The sequence below is a fragment of the Tumebacillus permanentifrigoris genome (assembly GCF_003148565.1).
Taxonomy (GTDB): Bacteria; Bacillota; Bacilli; order Tumebacillales; family Tumebacillaceae; genus Tumebacillus; species Tumebacillus permanentifrigoris.
This window is the reverse complement of the sequence record NZ_QGGL01000026.1, coordinates 1-17,279: the sequence shown is the minus strand read 5'-3', so window position 1 is coordinate 17,279 and position 17,279 is coordinate 1. Positions and strand designations below refer to the sequence as shown.

Genomic DNA, 17,279 nt, shown 5'->3' with positions numbered 1-17,279 from the left:
GTTCTTTACAGGAGAAGTTCTCTTACGGCTCTGTCGAATCCTTCGGTGAACGCTGTCTGTATTTGTCGAACAAAAAAACAGACCTGTGCGGACAAGGCACAGGTCTGTTTCTCTACTTCGGTATAAACTTGTAGCCGTGCATCCGGCTTCGAAACCCATCGTGGAGCGAAGGCTTGCAGTTAGCTCAGACCAGGCAACCCTGCGGCACACGCAACGATTCCCTTAGTGCTGCTTCCTTCCGGACCTGACACGGTTCAGGAGGCTGCGTTGCGCAGGACCCAATCCTCAACACCACTTACAAACCTTCAAACTCCCAGATGAAGTCCCTCAACCGAACTTCGACCCCGCTATAGCGGATTCGCGGGTTACAAGGCGCCGCTACTGCCCCGTCTAGCACGACAAAATTTCCTATGGCGGAGAGAAAGGGATTCGAACCCTTGAGACGGTTTCCCGCCTACACGATTTCCAATCGTGCTCCTTCGACCAAACTCGGACATCTCTCCATAAAGTAAAAAATGGAGGAGAGAGTGGGATTCGAACCCACGGGACCCGCAAAGGCCCACTCGCTTTCGAGGCGAGCTCTTTCGACCACTCAGACATCTCTCCATGTCGTTTCACTTGCGCCGTAGCTTCCGGAAAAAATCCTTCAGCATCGCGCCGCACTCCTCCGCCAACACGCCGTGAACAACGGTCGGTCGGTGATTCCAAGCGTCTGATTCCACGAGGTTGATCTTCGACCCGACAGCCCCACCCTTGGGGTCCATCGCACCGATATAGACCTCGTCCACTCGGGACATGATAATAGATCCAGAGCACATCGGACACGGTTCTAAAGTAACATAAAGTTGACAACCTGTCAACCTCCAGCCCCCGGTGACGCGGGCTGCCTCGCGAATGGCGATCAGCTCGGCATGTGCGGTCGGGTCCTTCCACATCTCGCGCATGTTGTGTCCACGGGCGATGATCTCGCCATCGCGAACCACGACTGCACCGATCGGGACTTCCCCGTAGGTGGCGGCGATCTCCGCCTCCCGCATCGCTGCTCGCATGAAGAACTCGTGATCAGGCACGGCTGTTCCTCCATCCGTTCAAGTAGGTACTAGTATGGCGCACCCGGAGGGATTCGAACCCCCCCAAGACGTCGTTTAGGAAACGACCGCTCTATCCACCTGAGCTACGGGTGCGGAAGAAAAAAGAACCCCGGACGCAAGATGCGGCGGGGTTCCGGTTGGCGTGCCCAGAGAGATTCGAACTCCCGGCCTTTTGATTCGTAGTCAAACGCTCTATCCAGCTGAGCTATGGGCACATCAGAAAAATGGCGGAGGGGGAGGGATTCGAACCCTCGATACTGTTACCAGTATACTCCCTTAGCAGGGGAGCGCCTTCGGCCAGCTCGGCCACCACTCCGTGTTAGTGGAACGGTTCCTATCTTACAACAAAAGCTGCCCACTTCGCAAGAGGCAGCTTTTGTATAATCGCTTATTTTTTTGCTTGACGCAGACGGTTGAACGCATAGGAGGTCATAAACAGCGTGTACGCCCACGTCAGGATCAAGATGATCCAGACCAATGCGCGCGGAGCCTCCGGGGCGATGAAGACCAACCCGGTGAAGAAAAACATCGCGACGGTGATGAGCATCGCACGTCCAAAAGCAGCGCGATGGAACGCCATATACTGAATGACGACGCAAATCACAAAAAGAATCACGCCGGCGGAAAAAAGAGTACTTGGACTCATGGAAACTTTCCCCTCTCTACCTTACAATCTATTCGACAACCTATTATACAACAATCTCTGACAAGATACGATTGAACTCGATGGATGTGAGAAACTATGATACAATGCAACTCTGATAAGTTTTGTGCAGGAGGGACTTCGATGTCGTCAACCCAGTTCATCACAGTTGAGGGACCGATCGGGATCGGGAAAACGTCTTTGGCCCGTGCGATCGCCGCACGATCCGGTTTTCAACTACTGCAAGAGATCGTCGAGGAAAACCCGTTCCTCGGACGTTTTTACGAGAACATCGAGGAGTGGAGTTTCCAAACCGAGATGTTTTTTCTATGCAACCGCTACAAGCAGTTGGCCGACATCTCGAATGGGTACTTGAAGCACGACCGCTCCGTCGTTTCCGACTACAACATCTTCAAGAACACGATCTTTGCCCACCGCACGCTGCATATGGGTGAATTGGACAAGTATCTGAAGATCTACGACATCATGACTGCTGATATGCCAAAAGCCACCTTGATCATCCACTTGACGGCGAGCGTCGAGACGATCATGGGCCGGATTGCGACGCGCAACCGGGACTTTGAGCACAACATGGACCCGAATTACATTCGCCACCTGCGCGATGACTACGAGATGTTCCTCACCCGCTACCGTCTCCAGAACCCGGATGTTCCGGTGCTGCAGCTCGATGGGGACAAGCTGGATTTTGTGAAAAACCCAGGAGATCTCCAATACATCTTTGACCAAATTGATGCCATTCTATCAAAGGAGCAACGCTCACATGCCTAATCATGATGTGCTCGACCGTTTTGGGATTCCCCGTGATGCGGTGATCACGATCGGCGGTACGGTCGGCGTCGGCAAATCGACGATCACGATGGCGCTCGCCGAGACGCTCGGTTTCCGCACCTCGTTGGAGAAAGTCGATACCAATCCGTATCTCGACTTGTTCTACAATGATTTTGAGAAATGGAGCTTCCACCTGCAAGTGTACTTTCTGGCGGAACGCTTCAAGGAGCAAAAGCGGATTTTTGAATACGGCGGCGGCTTTGTGCAGGACCGTTCGATCTATGAGGACACCGGTATTTTTGCCCGCATGCTGTATGAGCAGGGCAAGATGAGCAACACCGACTACGAGACCTACACGTCGCTTTTTGAGGCGATGGTGATGACCCCGTACTTCCCGCACCCGGACGTGCTGATCTACCTCGAAGGAACGTTCGAGGACGTCATCGAGCGCATCAAGGAACGTGGCCGCCCGATGGAGCAGAACACCGATGTGGCCTATTGGAAGGAAATGTACACTCGCTACGAAGACTGGATCAACAACTTCACGGCGTGCCCGGTGATCCGCATCAACATCAACGAGTACGATGTGGTCGAAGACCGCGAATCGATCAACCACGTGCTGGAGAAGATCTCCCAACGCATCTCGCAGAACAACCGCCGCGTGCGGGCGTAGAAGACACATATGCAACGCAAAAAGCATCGGAGCCGCAGGGCGGACCGGTGCTTTTTTTAGTGTCGTGGTACGTGTTCCAAAACAGGTGCGTAGAGAAGTTGAGCACTGCTCTGTATCCAGGAAGGATGTCGTGCAGGGAGAAGAGACTGACGATCTCTGCATCCAGCGATGACCGACTTGGTGAGCAGGAGACCGACAATTCCATGACAACGTGTAAAAAGGCTTCTCCCAGAGCGGGAGAAGCCTTTTTTTGTGGGGCAGGTTCTGTCAGGAGCGGCACTAGGTGCAACTTCTTGCCTAGCAGGGCATGTCAGGCAGTGTATCGGGTTAGTACCCCTGCCTAGCGTGGCTTGTTCTGTCTGGGAAGGTATCAGGTACTTCCCTCTGCCTAGCGTGGCTTGTTCTGTCTGGGAAGGTATCAGGTACTTCCCTCTGCCTAGCGTGGCTTGTTCTGTCTGGGAAGGTACGGGTACTACTACTTCTTGCCTTCAGACTTGCCATTGCCGTTGCCTTTTCCATTGTTGCTGTGGTCGTTGCGGTCGTCGTGCTTTTCTTGGCCTTTGTGTTTGCCGTTGTCTTCGTGGGTGGATTTGTCCTCAACTTTGACTTGCAGGTTCAGGTTCCCCTTCACGTCGTCGTTGAGCGGCATGGTCGGTGCGGTTGGGGTCACAGTACCCGTGCTGGTCGGTGCGGTCGTGGTGCTGGTTGTGCCGCTCGTGGTTGTGCTACCAGCGGTGGTATCCGAACTCGTCGTGGTGCTGGTGCTCGTGCTTGCCGTGCCACCTGCGTTGGTTTCCGTGCTGGTTCCGGTCGTCGTCGGGGTCGTGCTACCCGTCGGGGTCTTGGTGGTGTCTTCGCCTTGGGTATCTGCATCGTCATGGTGCTTGTTTTTATGCTTGTGATGCTTCTCGATGTTCTTCTCCAGATGCTTGATCGCGTTCTCGACACCCTTGCGACCCGATTCCGGGAGTTTGTCCAACAACGACTTCAGAACCGCCAGCGCTTGCTCGTTGCCCATCATCGCCGTGTCTTTCTCATCGTCTTCTGTCGTCGGCGCGGTCTGCGAATCATCCGGCTTGGGCGTCGTGGTTGTGGAATCGGTCGGCACCGGCGTCGTTTCCGTACCACCCGTGGTCGTGCCCGTGTTGGTCGGCACAGTGCCATCGGTGGTCGTCGTGGTGTCCTGCTCCGTGTCGTCCTGCGTTTCGCCGTCCACAGTCCCCAGCTTTTCGTTCGCTTGGGTCAGCAGGTCTGCAATTTCCTGCATCTGCGCTTCGTCGTACTCGGTGACGCCTTTGTCGGACAGTGCTTTCAGTTCCGCTGCTTTTTCATTCGCGTATTTGAGCAGGAGCTCTGCTTCCTTGCTATCATCGAACGTCAGCATCAAGTTCACATCGCGCACCAATTGCTTAAAGAAGTAGAAGAACGCATCTGGCGTCATCCCCGGCTGTACGTCCTCTGCTGGAACGTCCGTCGAAGTCGTGGTCGTCGTAGAAGCTGTCGAGGTCGTTTTCGCCTCGTCTGCAAACGCCGCGACCGGCGAGAGGGCGAGTGCTACGATCAGTGCGGAAGAAGTCAGAAGCTTTTTTGTCAATTTCATTTGAATTAGCATCCCCTTTTTGTCTGTTGTTCTGCTAGACAATACGGGGGATGCTCGTCCCTTATGGGTGTCTTCTCGCAACTATTCTTACAAATACATATCCCAAATAAAGGAACACGAAAGGCAACAAGGGTGTGGAATAGCGCGGTGACGTCACATACACCATGTGCAACGCCGTGAAATAGCCAAACCACAACACCATCATCCACACATACGCCTCCCGCCACCACACGGCCCAGAGCAGACCGATCAGCGAGAGGGCGAGCAGGACGCGGTGTACGTTTTGAAGCGTTTCCTTCCACGGCCGCAACAGATCAGCCCAATCGAACGTGCCGTCCCAATAGGCTTTGAACTTGCCATAGGTGTACCACTTCACCATCGTCCACGGGTCGCGCTGGAATTCGGACTTCAGGTGCTCCTTGCCAATCGACATCAACAGGTCATCCGTGGCGAGTTGATCGCCGGGGACCTTTTTCCACCCCTTCGGGTAGTCGGGGAACTCCGCATCCGGCCCGTTCGCCCAGACATCGTGGTTGAGGTACGTCCCGGTGAGGAACGGGTTGCCGCTGGCTTTCGTCAGCGGGATGAAGCGGTGAAAGTCCACATAGTTGCGCACAATCCACGGACTCAGCACGGCAAACAGCATCGCGACCAGCACCGTGCCGACGAGAAAGGCTTTTTTGAACCCATAATCCCGGCGGAACCACAAGTACACGCCGACCGCGATCGGCAACAGCGCAATCGTCGGGCGGGCATACGTCGCCAAGCCCAACACCAGCCCCGCGATCACGAAGTCTCGCCACTGCTGCGATTCCACCGCTCGCAACAGGCGGATGAAAAACCACAGAGCGAACAGCGTGAACATCGTCTCCGTCAACAGCGTGGAATTCAACAGGATGTAGGGCGGGTAGATCGCAAGCAGTGCGGCGGAGATCAGTCCGACGTTCGTACCTGTTCGCGAGATCCCTGCAACTACGCCTGCACCTTCCGCACCTAGAGGTGAATTTGGGAGACTTGCTTGAGCATCGTCTATCGGCACTCCCTCGCCCACACCGCCACCCGGCTGGTGACGGAACATCATCCCGCCGAGCCGCACGACGAGCGCAAGCGTGCCAACTCCCATCAGTGCGATCGTGATGCGGGCGATCTGCAACCCCATCTCCCCGGAACCGAAGATCGCGAACAGTCCGGTCAGGTACAGCGGGAACAGCGGCGGAATGAACACGGTCGGCTTGTCCAGATGACTGCCGAAAGTAAAAATCCCCGTCTCCAACAGCCGCTTGGCGCTCTGCACATACATTTTGTCATCATAGACAGTCATCAACTTGTCTCCAACCGCGAAGATCATCCACAGGCGCAACCCGAGCGCGACCGCGAGGATGGTCCAGAAGACGAGGCGTTGTCGTTTCGTCATGTCAAATTTCCCTCTCCTCTTCAACGTGGAAAAACCCCCTCTAGCCGAGGGGGTTGTACAGTTTTATTTGCTGATCTTGGTCAGTCCGCCCATATACGGCACCAGTGCATCCGGGATCGTCACCGAACCGTCCGCTTGTTGGTAGTTCTCCAAAATCGCCGCCACAGTACGGCCGATCGCGAGGCCCGAACCGTTGATCGTGTGTACGAACTCCGGCTTCGCACCTGCTTCCGGACGGAAACGGATGTTGGCACGGCGCGCTTGGAAGTCCTCGAAGTTCGAGCAGGACGAGATCTCGCGGTAGGTGTTCGCTTCTGGCAACCAGACTTCGATGTCGTTTTTCTTGGCCGCGCCAAACCCGAGGTCCCCGAAGCACATGTCGAGCTTGCGATACGGCAGGTGCAGGCGTTGCAGGATCGTCTCTGCATTGCTGACCAACTTCGCCCACTCCTCGTAGGATTTCTCCGGCGTGGTGAACTTGACCATCTCGACTTTGTTGAATTGGTGCTGACGGATCAGACCGCGCGTGTCGCGACCTGCCGAGCCCGCTTCCGAACGGAAACACGGCGTGTAGGCGACGAAGTAGACCGGCAGTTGCTCCGCCGTCAGAATCTCATCGCGGTAGTAGTTCGTTACCGGCACTTCTGCGGTCGGGGCGAGGAAGTAGTCGGTGTCCACGAGCTTGAACGCGTCCTCCTCGAACTTCGGCAGGTTGCCGGTGCCTGTCATCGAGGCACGGTTCACGATGAACGGCGGAAGCACTTCCGTGTACCCGTGCTCTGTGGTGTGGATGTCGAGCATGAAGGAGATCAAGGCGCGCTCCAGACGTGCGCCTGCTCCCTTGTAGAAGGCAAATCGTGCGCCGGTGATCTTCGCCGCGGCTTCGAAATCGATGATGCCCAAGTCGGACGCGATCTCCCAGTGCGGCTTCGGCTCAAAATCAAAGTGGCGCGGTTCGCCCCATCGCTCGATCTCGACGTTTTCGTCCTCGGTCAGACCTTGCGGAACGGTTTCGTGCGGCATGTTCGGGAGGCAGAGCAGCAGGTGATGGGTGCGCTCTTCGACGGTGCGCAACTCTTCATCGAGTTCCTTGATCTTGTCCCCGACTTCACGCATTTCAAGGATGATCGCATCAGCGTTTTCGCCAGCTTTTTTCATCTTGGCGACTTCTTGGGAGACCGTGTTGCGGCGAGCTTTCAGTTGCTCGACTTCTACGAGCAGTTCGCGGCGACGCTTGTCCAATTCCAGAAACTCGTCCAACGCCTCGGTCGATTCACCGCGGTTGTTCAGGGCCTGACGCACACGGTCAGGCTCGTTGCGCAAAAGTTTTGGGTCCAACATCAAAAAGTCCTCCTCTATGTATGTAAACGGGAAATATCCAACTCTAGACAGCCTTATCCAGTTTATCATAATCCCTGCTCTCAATTCAAACAAGCCCTCATAAGTGAACGTAAAGCGAAGGTTCCCATGAGGTGGGAACCTTCGCTTTTTTCATGACGACCTATCGCCTCAACGCTGCAACTCATGATGCAACACCAGGTACATCGCATGCGACCACAAAAGCGGCTTGGCCGGCGTCCCCCAACGCTCCACCCACTCGCCGTACATCGTCGGATGCAGCAGTCCCTGTGGCACTTGCTCCGGCAGATCGCCGTTCGGGTCGGCCTGTGCTTCCACCCACACCAGCAGCTCGCGGGCCCGTTCGAGATTCCCGGCGCGGGCATAGTACCACCCGAGCCACGCCGAGAGCAGAATCCACTCGCCCCCGCCGTAGAAGGAATCCTCCAAGTAGCGATGCACCCCACCACCCTGTGTCACCAACTCGCGCTCCATCGCCTCCACCGTCCGCACCATCCGCGAGTCATGGACATCAAACATTGCAAACGGCACGCCCAACCACAACAGATTCGCATCCACCGCCGGGTTCCCCACCGATTTGCAAAAACGCCCGTCTACGCACGCGTGCCGTTCGACATACGACCGAATCTGCCCGCAGACGGCCACAAGTTGATCTGCGGCAGCCTCCTGTCCGATGCCCTCACTCGAACCAACTCCACCCATCGACCCGCTGCGCCACAGGCCCGCTACGGCACGCAATCCCCCATACACCGCCGCCAGCGTACTCGGATGCACCCGCTCCCCCCACTCTTCCCAGCAATCATGGCAAGGCTCCTGCCAAAAGGTGGTGAGGTACTCCACGATCGCCTCGAAGCTCTCCCGCACCTCTGCCCAGAACGCCGCATTGCCGCTCAACCGCACATGTTCCGCAACGCCCCAGAGGTACGCGCCATAGCCATCCAACTGGTGATTCCCCCACGGCTCCCTGCCTTCGTGTCCATCCACCGTGTACCGCGTATGCAAAAAACAGTCCGTGCCGATCGCGGCCCCGGACTTTTTTGCCGCAAAAAGGGCCTCGATCTTCCCCCGATGTCGGAGGATCGCCCGGTGTACCCAACGATAAAAAGCGGCCGCCTCCGCATGTTCACCCGCGACATCCATCGCATACGCGACAAATGTCCCATCGCGCAACCACGCATAGCGATAGGTCGCAAACTTCGGACTTGCCAAAAACGCTCCGCTCCTCGCCTGCCCTCGACGGATCACCTCGATGCTATGTCGCAACCCTTTCATCCGCACCCCTCCTCTTGTCTACAAATATACGAAAAGAGGAGCGTCATCATGACGCCCCTCTCGTTCGGAGATCCAGCAGTTCTAGCCGATTAGACGCGAACTTGCTTCGCCTCATCGACCATTTTGAGGAAGTATTTGTGTAACCGTACATCATCGGTCAGTTCCGGGTGGAACGACGCGCCGATGATGTGACCTTGGCGAGCGGTGACGACGCGGTCGTTGAAGGTGGACAAGACCTCGACCTGATCTCCCACTTCGATGATGTGCGGTGCGCGGATGAACACCGCTGTGTACTTCTCGTCGCCTTCCATGTCTTTCACTTCGAGATCGGTCTCAAAGGAATCGACTTGGCGGCCAAACGAGTTGCGATTCACCAGTACGTCGAACACACCGAGATGTGCCCAGTCTTGGCCTTCGATGCGATTCGCGAGCAAGATCAGCCCGGCACAAGTGCCAAACATCGGCACACCGCGCTCCGCCATCTCCCGAACCGGCTCCATCAGCTCGTACTTGTTCATCAGTTTGCCGATCGTGGTCGACTCCCCGCCCGGCAGGACGAGGCCGTCGAGACCTTCGAGGTCGGCCGGCCATTTGACCGGAACCACTTCATCGGCGCCTGCTTGTTGCAGGCTCTTGATATGTTCTGCGACAGCTCCCTGTAAGGCAAGTACGCCGATTTTCATGGGGTTCTCCCTTACCAGCCGCGTTCCGACATACGATCAGCCGGTGCGATGTTGGAGAGTTCGATGCCCTTCATCGCCGGGCCGAGGTTTTTGGACAGCTCGCCGATCAGCTTGAAGTCGTTGTAGTGCGTGGTCGCTTGTACGATGGCACGAGCGAACTTCTCCGGGTTTTCGGATTTGAAGATCCCGGAACCTACGAATACGCCGTCTGCGCCGAGGTGCATCATCAGCGCTGCGTCCGCCGGAGTTGCGACGCCGCCTGCTGCGAAGTTGACGACCGGCAGTTTGCCAGCGAGACGAACTTGCAGGAGCAGGTCAACCGGAGCGCCGATGTTTTTCGCTTCTGCAAGCACTTCGTCCTCAGACATCGAGGTGATCTTGCGGATTTGAGCTTGCACGGTGCGCATGTGCTTGACCGCTTCGACGATGTTACCGGTGCCCGGTTCGCCTTTGGTACGGAGCATGGAAGCGCCTTCCGCGATGCGGCGGAGTGCTTCCCCGAGGTCACGGCAACCGCAAACGAACGGCACGGTGAACTCGCGCTTGTTGATGTGGTACTTATCGTCAGCCGGAGTGAGAACTTCGGATTCGTCGAGGTAGTCGACGCCGAGTGCTTCCAGCACGCGTGCTTCTACAAAGTGGCCGATACGAGCTTTGGCCATGACCGGGATGGAGACAGCCGCCATCACATCTTCGATGATCGTCGGGTCTGCCATGCGTGCAACGCCGCCAGCCGAACGAATGTCCGCCGGAACGCGCTCCAGCGCCATAACCGCAACTGCGCCTGCTTCTTCTGCAATTTTCGCTTGCTCTGCGTTGATGACGTCCATGATGACGCCGCCTTTTTGCATTTCCGCCATACCGCGTTTGACTCGAGTTGTGCCAGTTTCGATCATTGGGTAAGTTTCCTCCTGTATATGGGAAAGTATCGGTAAACAACTTGTGTAGCTTTCAAGTACTCATTGTATCCTAGTGGGACAGGCGTGACAAGAAATAGGGAAAAAACCAGGAAGGACTTCCTGGTTATTTGTTATTCTCTTGATTCTCCGGTGCCATCCGTCGCAAAAACGCACGGAACATGAAAAAACCACCAGGGATCAAGATGATGAAAAGGACTAACGAAGAGATCAGATACCAACCAGGTGCCGTCACGTAGATTCCCTCACTTCGACTTAGTTAAAAAGTCCGGAGATGCCGCTGCCGATCGAGGAAAACAGACCGGAGAAGAAATGGCCGATGCCGCGGAACATCAAACGAATCCACGAGCCCTTCTCCACGTCTTGTTTGGCCACGAGCGGAACGGTTGCGATCACTTTACCATCTTGTACAGCTTGCAGTTCGCCTACAACAGTATCTTTGGTGATCGGAGCGGTGACTTCCTTGAACACGGTCTTTTTCTCAAGCGCCGGCGTTCCATTTTTGATGGAGACGGTGAGATCAGACTGCGCGACCGCTTCGATTTCCTTGTCCTTGCCGGAGATGACCGGTGCGAGTTCCGGTGCGGCCTCGCCCTTTTTGATCACGGTCTGCGGTTTGAAGTTCGTGAAGCCGTAGTCCAAGATCTTGATCGTGTCGTTGACGCGCATCTCATCGTCCTTGGCGCCGAGTTCGACGGAGATCAGCCGCATGCCGTTGCGCTCCACCGTGCCGACGAGGTTGTTGCCCGCTTGGTCGGTGAAGCCGGTTTTCAGACCGTCCATGCCTTCGATTTTGCCGAGGGCGTGGTTGGTGTTCTCCAGCTTGAACTTGCCATCGCGAATCGTCTTGGACTGGATCTTGGAGATGTCGAGCACTTGCGGGTATTTGTTGATCAACTCGCGCGCCATGAGCGCGATGTCATAGGCGGAGCTGTAGTGATCTGGATCATGCAAGCCGTTGGTGTCCGCGAAGTGCGTATCCTTCATGCCGAGTTCGGCGGCTTTTTTGTTCATGCGCTCAACGAATGCCTTGTCACTGCCCGCGATGAATTCGGCGGTCGCCACACAGGCATCGTTGGCCGAGGGGATGGCGATGAACTCCAGCATGTCTTGGAGCGTCCATTTTTCCTTCGGGTCGAGCCATACGCTAGAACCTTCAACCCCGTAGGCCGTCGCGGAGATCGGCACGACGTCGGTGAGTTTTTTCTCACCCTTTTCAACAGCTTCATAGGTGAGAAGCATCGTCATGATCTTGGTGACCGATGCTGGGTAGCGCTTGCCATGCTCGTCCTTGGACCAGAGCAGTTGCCCCGTTTTGACGTCCATGATCAGACCGGCAGGCGATTGGATCTGCAAGTCAGGTGCCGCCGCTTTTGCGTCTTCGGCGTGTGCCACCGACATCCCGAGCGGAAGCAGTCCTTGTAGTCCTTGTTGCGTAGTCGGCACGTTGACTGTCAACAACAACGCTGCGACCAAAGCGCCCGAGGCGGTTTTTTTCCAGAACTGTTTCTTCATCGTGTCTTCTCTCCTCCGTCCCGTGGTACGTTCTATCGCACAATTGCGTCTATGTTTATTCCAATGGGAAAACACAATTGGAATTATACCATAGTTAGGACAAAAAAAGACCGAGCCCACGCGGGTTCGGTCTTTTTTCCGTACAGGTCTTACAAGCTGTAGTTCGGTGCTTCCTTGGTGATCTGCACATCGTGTGGGTGGCTTTCTTTCAAGCCCGCACCCGTGATGCGGATGAAGGAGGTGTTGGATTGCAACTGCTCGATCGTCGCGACGCCGCAATAGCCCATGCCAGCGCGGATGCCTCCGACGTTTTGGTAGATGATGTCGCCCAGAGAGCCACGGTACGGGACACGACCTTCGATGCCTTCTGGAACCAGTTTCTTCGCATTCGGAGCGTTCTCTTGGAAGTAGCGGTCGCTCGAACCTTCCTTCATCGCGCCAAGCGACCCCATGCCGCGGTAGACCTTGAAGTAACGCCCTTGGTGGATCTCCATCTCACCCGGCGATTCCTCCGTACCCGCGAGCAACGAACCGACCATGACACAGTCCGCACCTGCCGCCAACGCCTTCACGATGTCGCCCGAGTACTTGATCCCACCATCCGCGATGATCGGAATGTTGTACTCGCGCGCCACCGTCGCACAGTCGTAGATCGCCGTGATCTGCGGCACGCCGATCCCCGCCACGATGCGGGTCGTGCAGATCGAGCCCGGCCCGATGCCGACTTTGACAGCCGATGCACCGGCTTCGATCAGATCGCGGGTCGCTTCGCCTGTTGCCACGTTCCCTGCGACGATCTCGAGGTCCGGGTACTTCTCGCGCAACTCGCGAACGGTGTTCAGCACGCCGACCGAGTGGCCGTGCGCGGTGTCGACGGTGATCAGGTCAACCCCTGCGTTCACCAGCGCTTCGACGCGCTCGTAGGTATCCTTGGACACCCCGACAGCTGCGCCGACGATCAGACGGCCTTTTTCGTCCTTGGCTGCGTTCGGGAATTGGATCGCCTTCTCAATGTCCTTGATCGTGATCAAACCTTTGAGTTGGAAGTTTTCGTCGACGAGCGGGAGTTTTTCAACTTTGTGACGTTGCAGGATCTCTTGGGCCTGTTCCATCGTGGTGCCGACCGGCGCGGTGACGAGGTTTTCCTTGGTCATCACCTCGTCCACTTTGCGGTTGAAGTTTTTCTCAAAACGCAAGTCGCGGTTGGTGATGATCCCGACGAGACGCCCATCCTCGTGGATGATCGGGACGCCGGAGATGCGATACTTCGCCATCATCTCTTCGGCATGGTAGAGGTAGTGATCTGGCGTGAGGTAGATCGGATTCGTGATGACGCCCGATTCGGAGCGTTTGACGCGATCGACTTCCTCGGCTTGCTTTTCGACGGGCATGTTCTTGTGGATGATGCCAATTCCGCCTTCGCGCGCCATCGCGATCGCCATTTTTGCCTCGGTGACCGTGTCCATCCCCGCAGATACGATCGGCGTGTTCAACTTGACTTTGCGAGTGATTCGCGAGGCGACCGAAACGTCGCGCGGCAAGACTTCAGACTTCGCCGGAATCAACAGGACATCGTCAAAGGTGAGCCCTTCCTTGACAAACTTGTTTTGCCACATTCCGATATTCCCCCCAGAAGATGCGTATAAGATGCGTATAAATTGTCCCTTGACCGTGGATATTATGGACTAGTTTAGCAATAGCCTACAGGACAGTCAAGCGCTTGGAGAGGAGTGTTGATGTGTGATGCAGACACAAGTCCGCATCCCTTCAGAGCAACCGTATCGCAAGCTCTGGGACACGTTCGTGTACTATGAGAACGAACAGTCTGCTAGCGAGTATCTGCGCTTGCAGTACGAGCGACTAGGCTATGACACGATCTCAAAGTGGGTGTACCAAGCCACACCCAAGTTTATTTTCAGCTTGAAGCAAGCGCGCGAGTATTATCGCGCCGCCGAAGCCTGTGATATTTTGACCAAACCGCTCCTGCTCTATTACGGCATGATGGCGCTCTCCAAAGCGCTGATCACCACCCACAACCCGGAGTATCCATCCTCCACCAGCGTGCTGAAGCACGGCCTGTCCACCCGCAAGCTCAAGCGCGACCAGTACTCGTTTGCAGAGGACGAAGTGCGCGTGCAAAAGGACGGCATCTTCCAAACCCTGCACACCACCCTCCAAGGACCGGAGTTCGAACCGATGCACCGCTTTCGGATGAAGGAATTGCTGGCGGTGATCCCTGAGCTGATGCACGCCTACCAGCGGCTGTATGGCACGCCACAGGTCTGTCCGCTCGGTGTGTACTGGCAAGCGGAACAGCGCCCCCTGTGGCAAGTGCCGCGCCAGTTTGTCGCGGGCGGTGACCGGACGCGAGAGGAATTGTTGGAGCTGTTGAACCGACACGGGGGCGAATCCGCCCGCTTTTCCTACCCGGAACAACGGGAGGAGACGGGGATGTTCTCGATTGAGGTGGAGGGCGATCATGAACGGCATCGTTTATTGTTGCACGACTTCTCAGGGCAACCGCATCTGCGCTTTCCACATGAGGGCGACTTGGTGTTGCCCGAACTCAGCGTGCATTTCATGATCATGTTCGTGCTCGGGATGCTCTGTCGGTATGAGACGGAGCGCTGGGGTGAGATGATCCTGACGTTTTCGTCGCACGATACGTTTTTGATCAACGAATTTCTGAACGTGTCGATGCGCAAGTTTCCGAACTTGATCCTCGATGAGTTGAACCAGGAGCAGACGATTTTTTACACGCCGTGACAGTTGAGGGGAGCGGGGATGACGATGCGGGCTTCGAAGGTACGGGAGGAGATCGACAGGGCGCTCGGTGAGGCCCCGTTGGTGGTACATCGGCTGGCGGACGAGTGTGCCAAGCAGAGCGGACTGCGGGATGGGCTGCTGGTCTGGTTGGCAGGGGAGGCGGTTTCCACAGCCCCGCGGTTGCACGGGGACGAAGCGTGCTTGGGACGCGCGGCGGCGGCGATGGAACTGCTGGCGTGGTTTATCCGCTTGCACGGAGAGGTCCCGCCTGCATCGGGCATCGGACCGCTGGAGCAACTGTTGGCCGGAGACTTTTTTTACGCAAAAAGCCTCTCGTTGGCAGCCGAACTGCCTCGAGAGGTTACGCTGTTGTACACGGAGCTCGCATGCAGCTTGACCAAGGAACGCTTGCGACTGCGTGAGCGATCTCGCGGGCCGTCGCGGTCGATGCGCGAGGAGTTGGAGCAAGCGTTTGCCAAGTCGGGGCGCTGGATGGCGACCAGTTGTCGGATCGGGGCCTTGCTAGGCCGCGGGGGAGCACCTGTAGAGGAGGCCCTGACCTCCTATGGATTCGCGCTCGGCATGGCTTGGCACCTCGACCGCACCCCAACCCCGCGCCGGGAGGACATCCGGCCCCTCATCGCTTCCTACCGCAAACGGGCATCGTCCCATCTGTCTGCTCTGCCAGAGAGCGAGGCCAAACTCTTGCTCTTGCAAGCGCCAGATGGACTGCCCTGCCTGACGGAGAAAAGGAGGGCAATGCTCAATGTTTGATCTCAACAAAGGAAACTGGATCGCTCGTCGCCTCAGCTGGAGGTTCGGCAAGCCCAACGCCTATACGCTCGCAGCCGCTGCCCTGCCCGCGGTAGCAGGCTGGCTGATCGAAGGCTATACGGCGTGGTCGGGCATGTCGGAGCCGTTGATTGGCTGGGCAGCGGTCTTGCACTCGCTGTTGTGCGTGGCATGGTGGACCCAAGGCCAGATGCGCGACATCGTAGTCGATCGCTATCTGTCGCGGGCAAGGCGAGCACAGACCGTGACCGGATGGATCGCCAACCGCTATGGGCTCGCTGCGATCCGGCACGTGCCGGCGGCGTGCTTTTTGCTGGCGGCGTTTTTTGGAACGGTGGCGACACTGGAGACGGCGCATGTGTTTTTCCTCTCCGTGTTGTGCGGGTTGCTCGGCGCGATCCGCTGTTGGACGGTGAACCTGAACCGTCGCAGCTCCGTACAGCGCGGGTTGGTGAAAACGATTCTGATGACGCTCGCCCACGGGATGTTGCTGACGATCTGGATCGCCTGCGTGTAAACGAAAAAAGCCAGACAGCCGCGTCTGGCTTTTTGCATGTATGCTTTTCTAGATGCTTCGCTCGTAGTACTCGATGGAGGAAGTTTCGACGAACCCGCAGTCTTGGTAGAGTCCAAGCGCGCGCTTGTTCTCCGCGGCCACCTCTAGGTCTTGTGCGGTGATGCCCGCTTCTACGAGGCGGAACATGACTTCGGAGAGTGCCTGACGACCATACCCTCGCCCTTGCTGTTCAGGGAGCATGCAGAAACCGTAGATCGAAGCGGAGGTGCCGGTGATCGCCACATTCATCGTGCCAACGTTCACAGACCCTTTGCGGATCACGTAGAGGTGGCGATCCGGCTGGTTGAACTTCTCTGGAGAAGCCGGGAGGAGATCTGGGATGTCAAAGGCGATCCGCATGCACTGTGCCATGAATTCCGCGTCTTCCGGTTTGGCACGCAACACGTGCAAATCCTCGAAGCGTCGCACTTGCGGCTTCGGTTCTCTGAGATGCATCTTGTACTCGGAGACCTTGTAGGTAGCCCCTACGGCTTCGGCGAACGCACGACCGGAAGTGGAACGGTTGTCGACCACCAGCAGAATTTTCGGGATGCCACGATGTTTCAGTTCGGCAAGCCCTTGCTCCAGCAGAGCGCGAAACATACCTTGGCGGCGGTCGTCCGGGTGGACCATCCCGCAGATTTCTGCTTCCCGTGAGTTGAACGCATACAGGGCCAGAAAGCCTCTCAACTCTCCATCCACATAGGTGAAGAAATCGTTTGTCTGCCCGATCGGACGTTCTCTCAGCGTGTTGTAGTTGAGTTTTAGTTCAATGCCATCATGGTGATTGCACAGGTCTGCAAGTGCCTTGACCTGCGCGAGTTGTTGTTCGGTCATAATTTGGAAATCCCCCTTTGCAAAAAAAGGCTCGATCCTCTGCTGAGAATCGAGCCTTTTTGATTGCCTCGCGACGTCCTACTCTCCCAGGACCCTGCGGTCCAAGTACCATCGGCGCTGGAAAGCTTAACTTCTGTGTTCGAGATGGGAACAGGTGTGACCTTTCCGCCATCATCACGAGACTGTGACAACTGGATGCTGCAACTTTGTGAGTTAAGACCTTGCATTTCGTAGGATAAGCCCTCGACCTATTAGTACTGGTCAGCTAAATGCCTCGCGGCACGTACACACCCAGCCTATCAACCCAGTCTTCTACTGGGGGTCTTACCACGTTGACCGTGTGGGAAGTCTTATCTTGAGGGGGGCTTCGCG

Annotated in this window: 16 protein-coding genes, 5 tRNA genes, 2 rRNA genes and 1 other RNA gene; 5 read left to right on the top strand and 19 right to left on the bottom strand. The window is 56.6% G+C overall.

Features of this window, described 5'->3' with window-relative positions:
- Nucleotides 1–134 precede the first annotated feature (134 nt).
- The 8 genes from ffs to C7459_RS21080 form a co-directional block, all read right to left on the bottom strand.
- Nucleotides 135–399, bottom strand: an RNA gene (ffs, locus tag C7459_RS21115) — signal recognition particle sRNA large type.
- 12 nt (nt 400–411) lie between these two features.
- Nucleotides 412–503, bottom strand: a tRNA-Ser gene (locus C7459_RS21110).
- A 13-nt stretch (nt 504–516) separates the two neighbouring features.
- Nucleotides 517–606: transfer RNA gene (locus C7459_RS21105), tRNA-Ser, on the bottom strand.
- Between the two features lie 8 nt (nt 607–614).
- Nucleotides 615–1,070: a tRNA adenosine(34) deaminase TadA gene (tadA, locus tag C7459_RS21100; RefSeq protein WP_281272796.1), complete on the bottom strand. Its 456-nt coding sequence runs from the start codon at nt 1,068–1,070 to the stop codon at nt 615–617.
- A gap of 35 nt (nt 1,071–1,105) precedes the next feature.
- A tRNA-Arg gene (locus C7459_RS21095) sits at nt 1,106–1,184 on the bottom strand.
- A 45-nt stretch (nt 1,185–1,229) separates the two neighbouring features.
- Nucleotides 1,230–1,306 (bottom strand) — tRNA-Arg (locus C7459_RS21090).
- Between the two features lie 10 nt (nt 1,307–1,316).
- Nucleotides 1,317–1,407: transfer RNA gene (locus tag C7459_RS21085), tRNA-Ser, on the bottom strand.
- A 72-nt stretch (nt 1,408–1,479) separates the two neighbouring features.
- Nucleotides 1,480–1,737 carry a hypothetical protein gene (locus tag C7459_RS21080; RefSeq protein ID WP_109691255.1) on the bottom strand — a complete coding sequence of 86 codons (258 nt, stop codon included), beginning with the start codon at nt 1,735–1,737 and terminating at the stop codon, nt 1,480–1,482.
- Nucleotides 1,738–1,878: 141 nt separating this feature from the next.
- Between C7459_RS21080 and C7459_RS21075 the strand changes: the two genes are divergently transcribed.
- Nucleotides 1,879–2,523 carry a deoxynucleoside kinase gene (locus C7459_RS21075; protein WP_109691254.1) on the top strand — a complete coding sequence of 215 codons (645 nt, stop codon included), beginning with the start codon at nt 1,879–1,881 and terminating at the stop codon, nt 2,521–2,523.
- Entirely contained in the window at nt 2,516–3,196 is a 681-nt protein-coding gene (locus C7459_RS21070; RefSeq protein WP_109691253.1) for a deoxynucleoside kinase, read from the top strand. The genes C7459_RS21075 and C7459_RS21070 overlap by 8 nt, the downstream gene beginning before the upstream one ends.
- Before the next feature lie 475 nt (nt 3,197–3,671).
- On the opposite strand, the gene C7459_RS21065 is transcribed toward C7459_RS21070, so the two are convergent.
- The 8 genes from C7459_RS21065 to guaB form a co-directional block, all read right to left on the bottom strand.
- Nucleotides 3,672–4,796 (bottom strand): DUF5667 domain-containing protein, encoded by a 1,125-nt coding sequence (locus C7459_RS21065; protein WP_109691252.1) that lies wholly within the window; start codon nt 4,794–4,796, stop codon nt 3,672–3,674.
- Nucleotides 4,797–4,857: 61 nt separating this feature from the next.
- Nucleotides 4,858–6,210 carry an ArnT family glycosyltransferase gene (locus C7459_RS21060; protein WP_109691251.1) on the bottom strand — a complete coding sequence of 451 codons (1,353 nt, stop codon included), beginning with the start codon at nt 6,208–6,210 and terminating at the stop codon, nt 4,858–4,860.
- A 63-nt stretch (nt 6,211–6,273) separates the two neighbouring features.
- The gene (gene serS / locus C7459_RS21055; protein ID WP_109691250.1) at nt 6,274–7,551 is read right to left on the bottom strand and encodes a serine--tRNA ligase; all 1,278 of its coding nucleotides are present in this window, start codon (nt 7,549–7,551) and stop codon (nt 6,274–6,276) included.
- 168 nt (nt 7,552–7,719) lie between these two features.
- Nucleotides 7,720–8,841 carry a glycoside hydrolase family 15 protein gene (locus C7459_RS21050; RefSeq protein WP_109691249.1) on the bottom strand — a complete coding sequence of 374 codons (1,122 nt, stop codon included), beginning with the start codon at nt 8,839–8,841 and terminating at the stop codon, nt 7,720–7,722.
- Between the two features lie 89 nt (nt 8,842–8,930).
- A complete protein-coding gene (pdxT, locus tag C7459_RS21045; protein ID WP_109691248.1) occupies nt 8,931–9,524 on the bottom strand; it encodes a pyridoxal 5'-phosphate synthase glutaminase subunit PdxT in 594 nt (197 codons plus the stop codon).
- A gap of 11 nt (nt 9,525–9,535) precedes the next feature.
- The gene (gene pdxS, locus C7459_RS21040) at nt 9,536–10,420 is read right to left on the bottom strand and encodes a pyridoxal 5'-phosphate synthase lyase subunit PdxS (protein WP_109691247.1); all 885 of its coding nucleotides are present in this window, start codon (nt 10,418–10,420) and stop codon (nt 9,536–9,538) included.
- Nucleotides 10,421–10,696: 276 nt separating this feature from the next.
- On the bottom strand, nt 10,697–11,956 hold the full coding sequence (locus C7459_RS21035) for a D-alanyl-D-alanine carboxypeptidase family protein (RefSeq protein ID WP_109691246.1): 1,260 nt from the start codon (nt 11,954–11,956) through the stop codon (nt 10,697–10,699).
- Between the two features lie 149 nt (nt 11,957–12,105).
- Nucleotides 12,106–13,572 (bottom strand): IMP dehydrogenase, encoded by a 1,467-nt coding sequence (guaB, locus tag C7459_RS21030; RefSeq protein WP_109691245.1) that lies wholly within the window; start codon nt 13,570–13,572, stop codon nt 12,106–12,108.
- Nucleotides 13,573–13,699: 127 nt separating this feature from the next.
- Between guaB and C7459_RS21025 the strand changes: the two genes are divergently transcribed.
- Genes C7459_RS21025 through C7459_RS21015 form a run of 3 tightly spaced genes read left to right on the top strand, consistent with a single transcriptional unit; the run spans nt 13,700 to nt 16,031 of the window.
- Nucleotides 13,700–14,722, top strand: coding sequence for a YaaC family protein (locus tag C7459_RS21025; protein ID WP_109691244.1), 1,023 nt, complete (start codon nt 13,700–13,702; stop codon nt 14,720–14,722).
- 24 nt (nt 14,723–14,746) lie between these two features.
- Nucleotides 14,747–15,496 (top strand): polyprenyl synthetase family protein, encoded by a 750-nt coding sequence (locus tag C7459_RS21020; RefSeq protein WP_146201063.1) that lies wholly within the window; start codon nt 14,747–14,749, stop codon nt 15,494–15,496.
- Nucleotides 15,489–16,031 carry a hypothetical protein gene (locus tag C7459_RS21015; RefSeq protein WP_109691242.1) on the top strand — a complete coding sequence of 181 codons (543 nt, stop codon included), beginning with the start codon at nt 15,489–15,491 and terminating at the stop codon, nt 16,029–16,031. The genes C7459_RS21020 and C7459_RS21015 overlap by 8 nt, the downstream gene beginning before the upstream one ends.
- A 48-nt stretch (nt 16,032–16,079) precedes the next feature.
- On the opposite strand, the gene C7459_RS21010 is transcribed toward C7459_RS21015, so the two are convergent.
- The 3 genes from C7459_RS21010 to C7459_RS21000 form a co-directional block, all read right to left on the bottom strand.
- A complete protein-coding gene (locus C7459_RS21010) occupies nt 16,080–16,907 on the bottom strand; it encodes a GNAT family N-acetyltransferase (RefSeq protein WP_109691241.1) in 828 nt (275 codons plus the stop codon).
- A gap of 65 nt (nt 16,908–16,972) precedes the next feature.
- Nucleotides 16,973–17,089 (bottom strand): 5S ribosomal RNA (gene rrf / locus C7459_RS21005).
- Between the two features lie 49 nt (nt 17,090–17,138).
- Nucleotides 17,139–17,279, bottom strand: a 23S ribosomal RNA gene (locus C7459_RS21000); the annotation flags it as partial.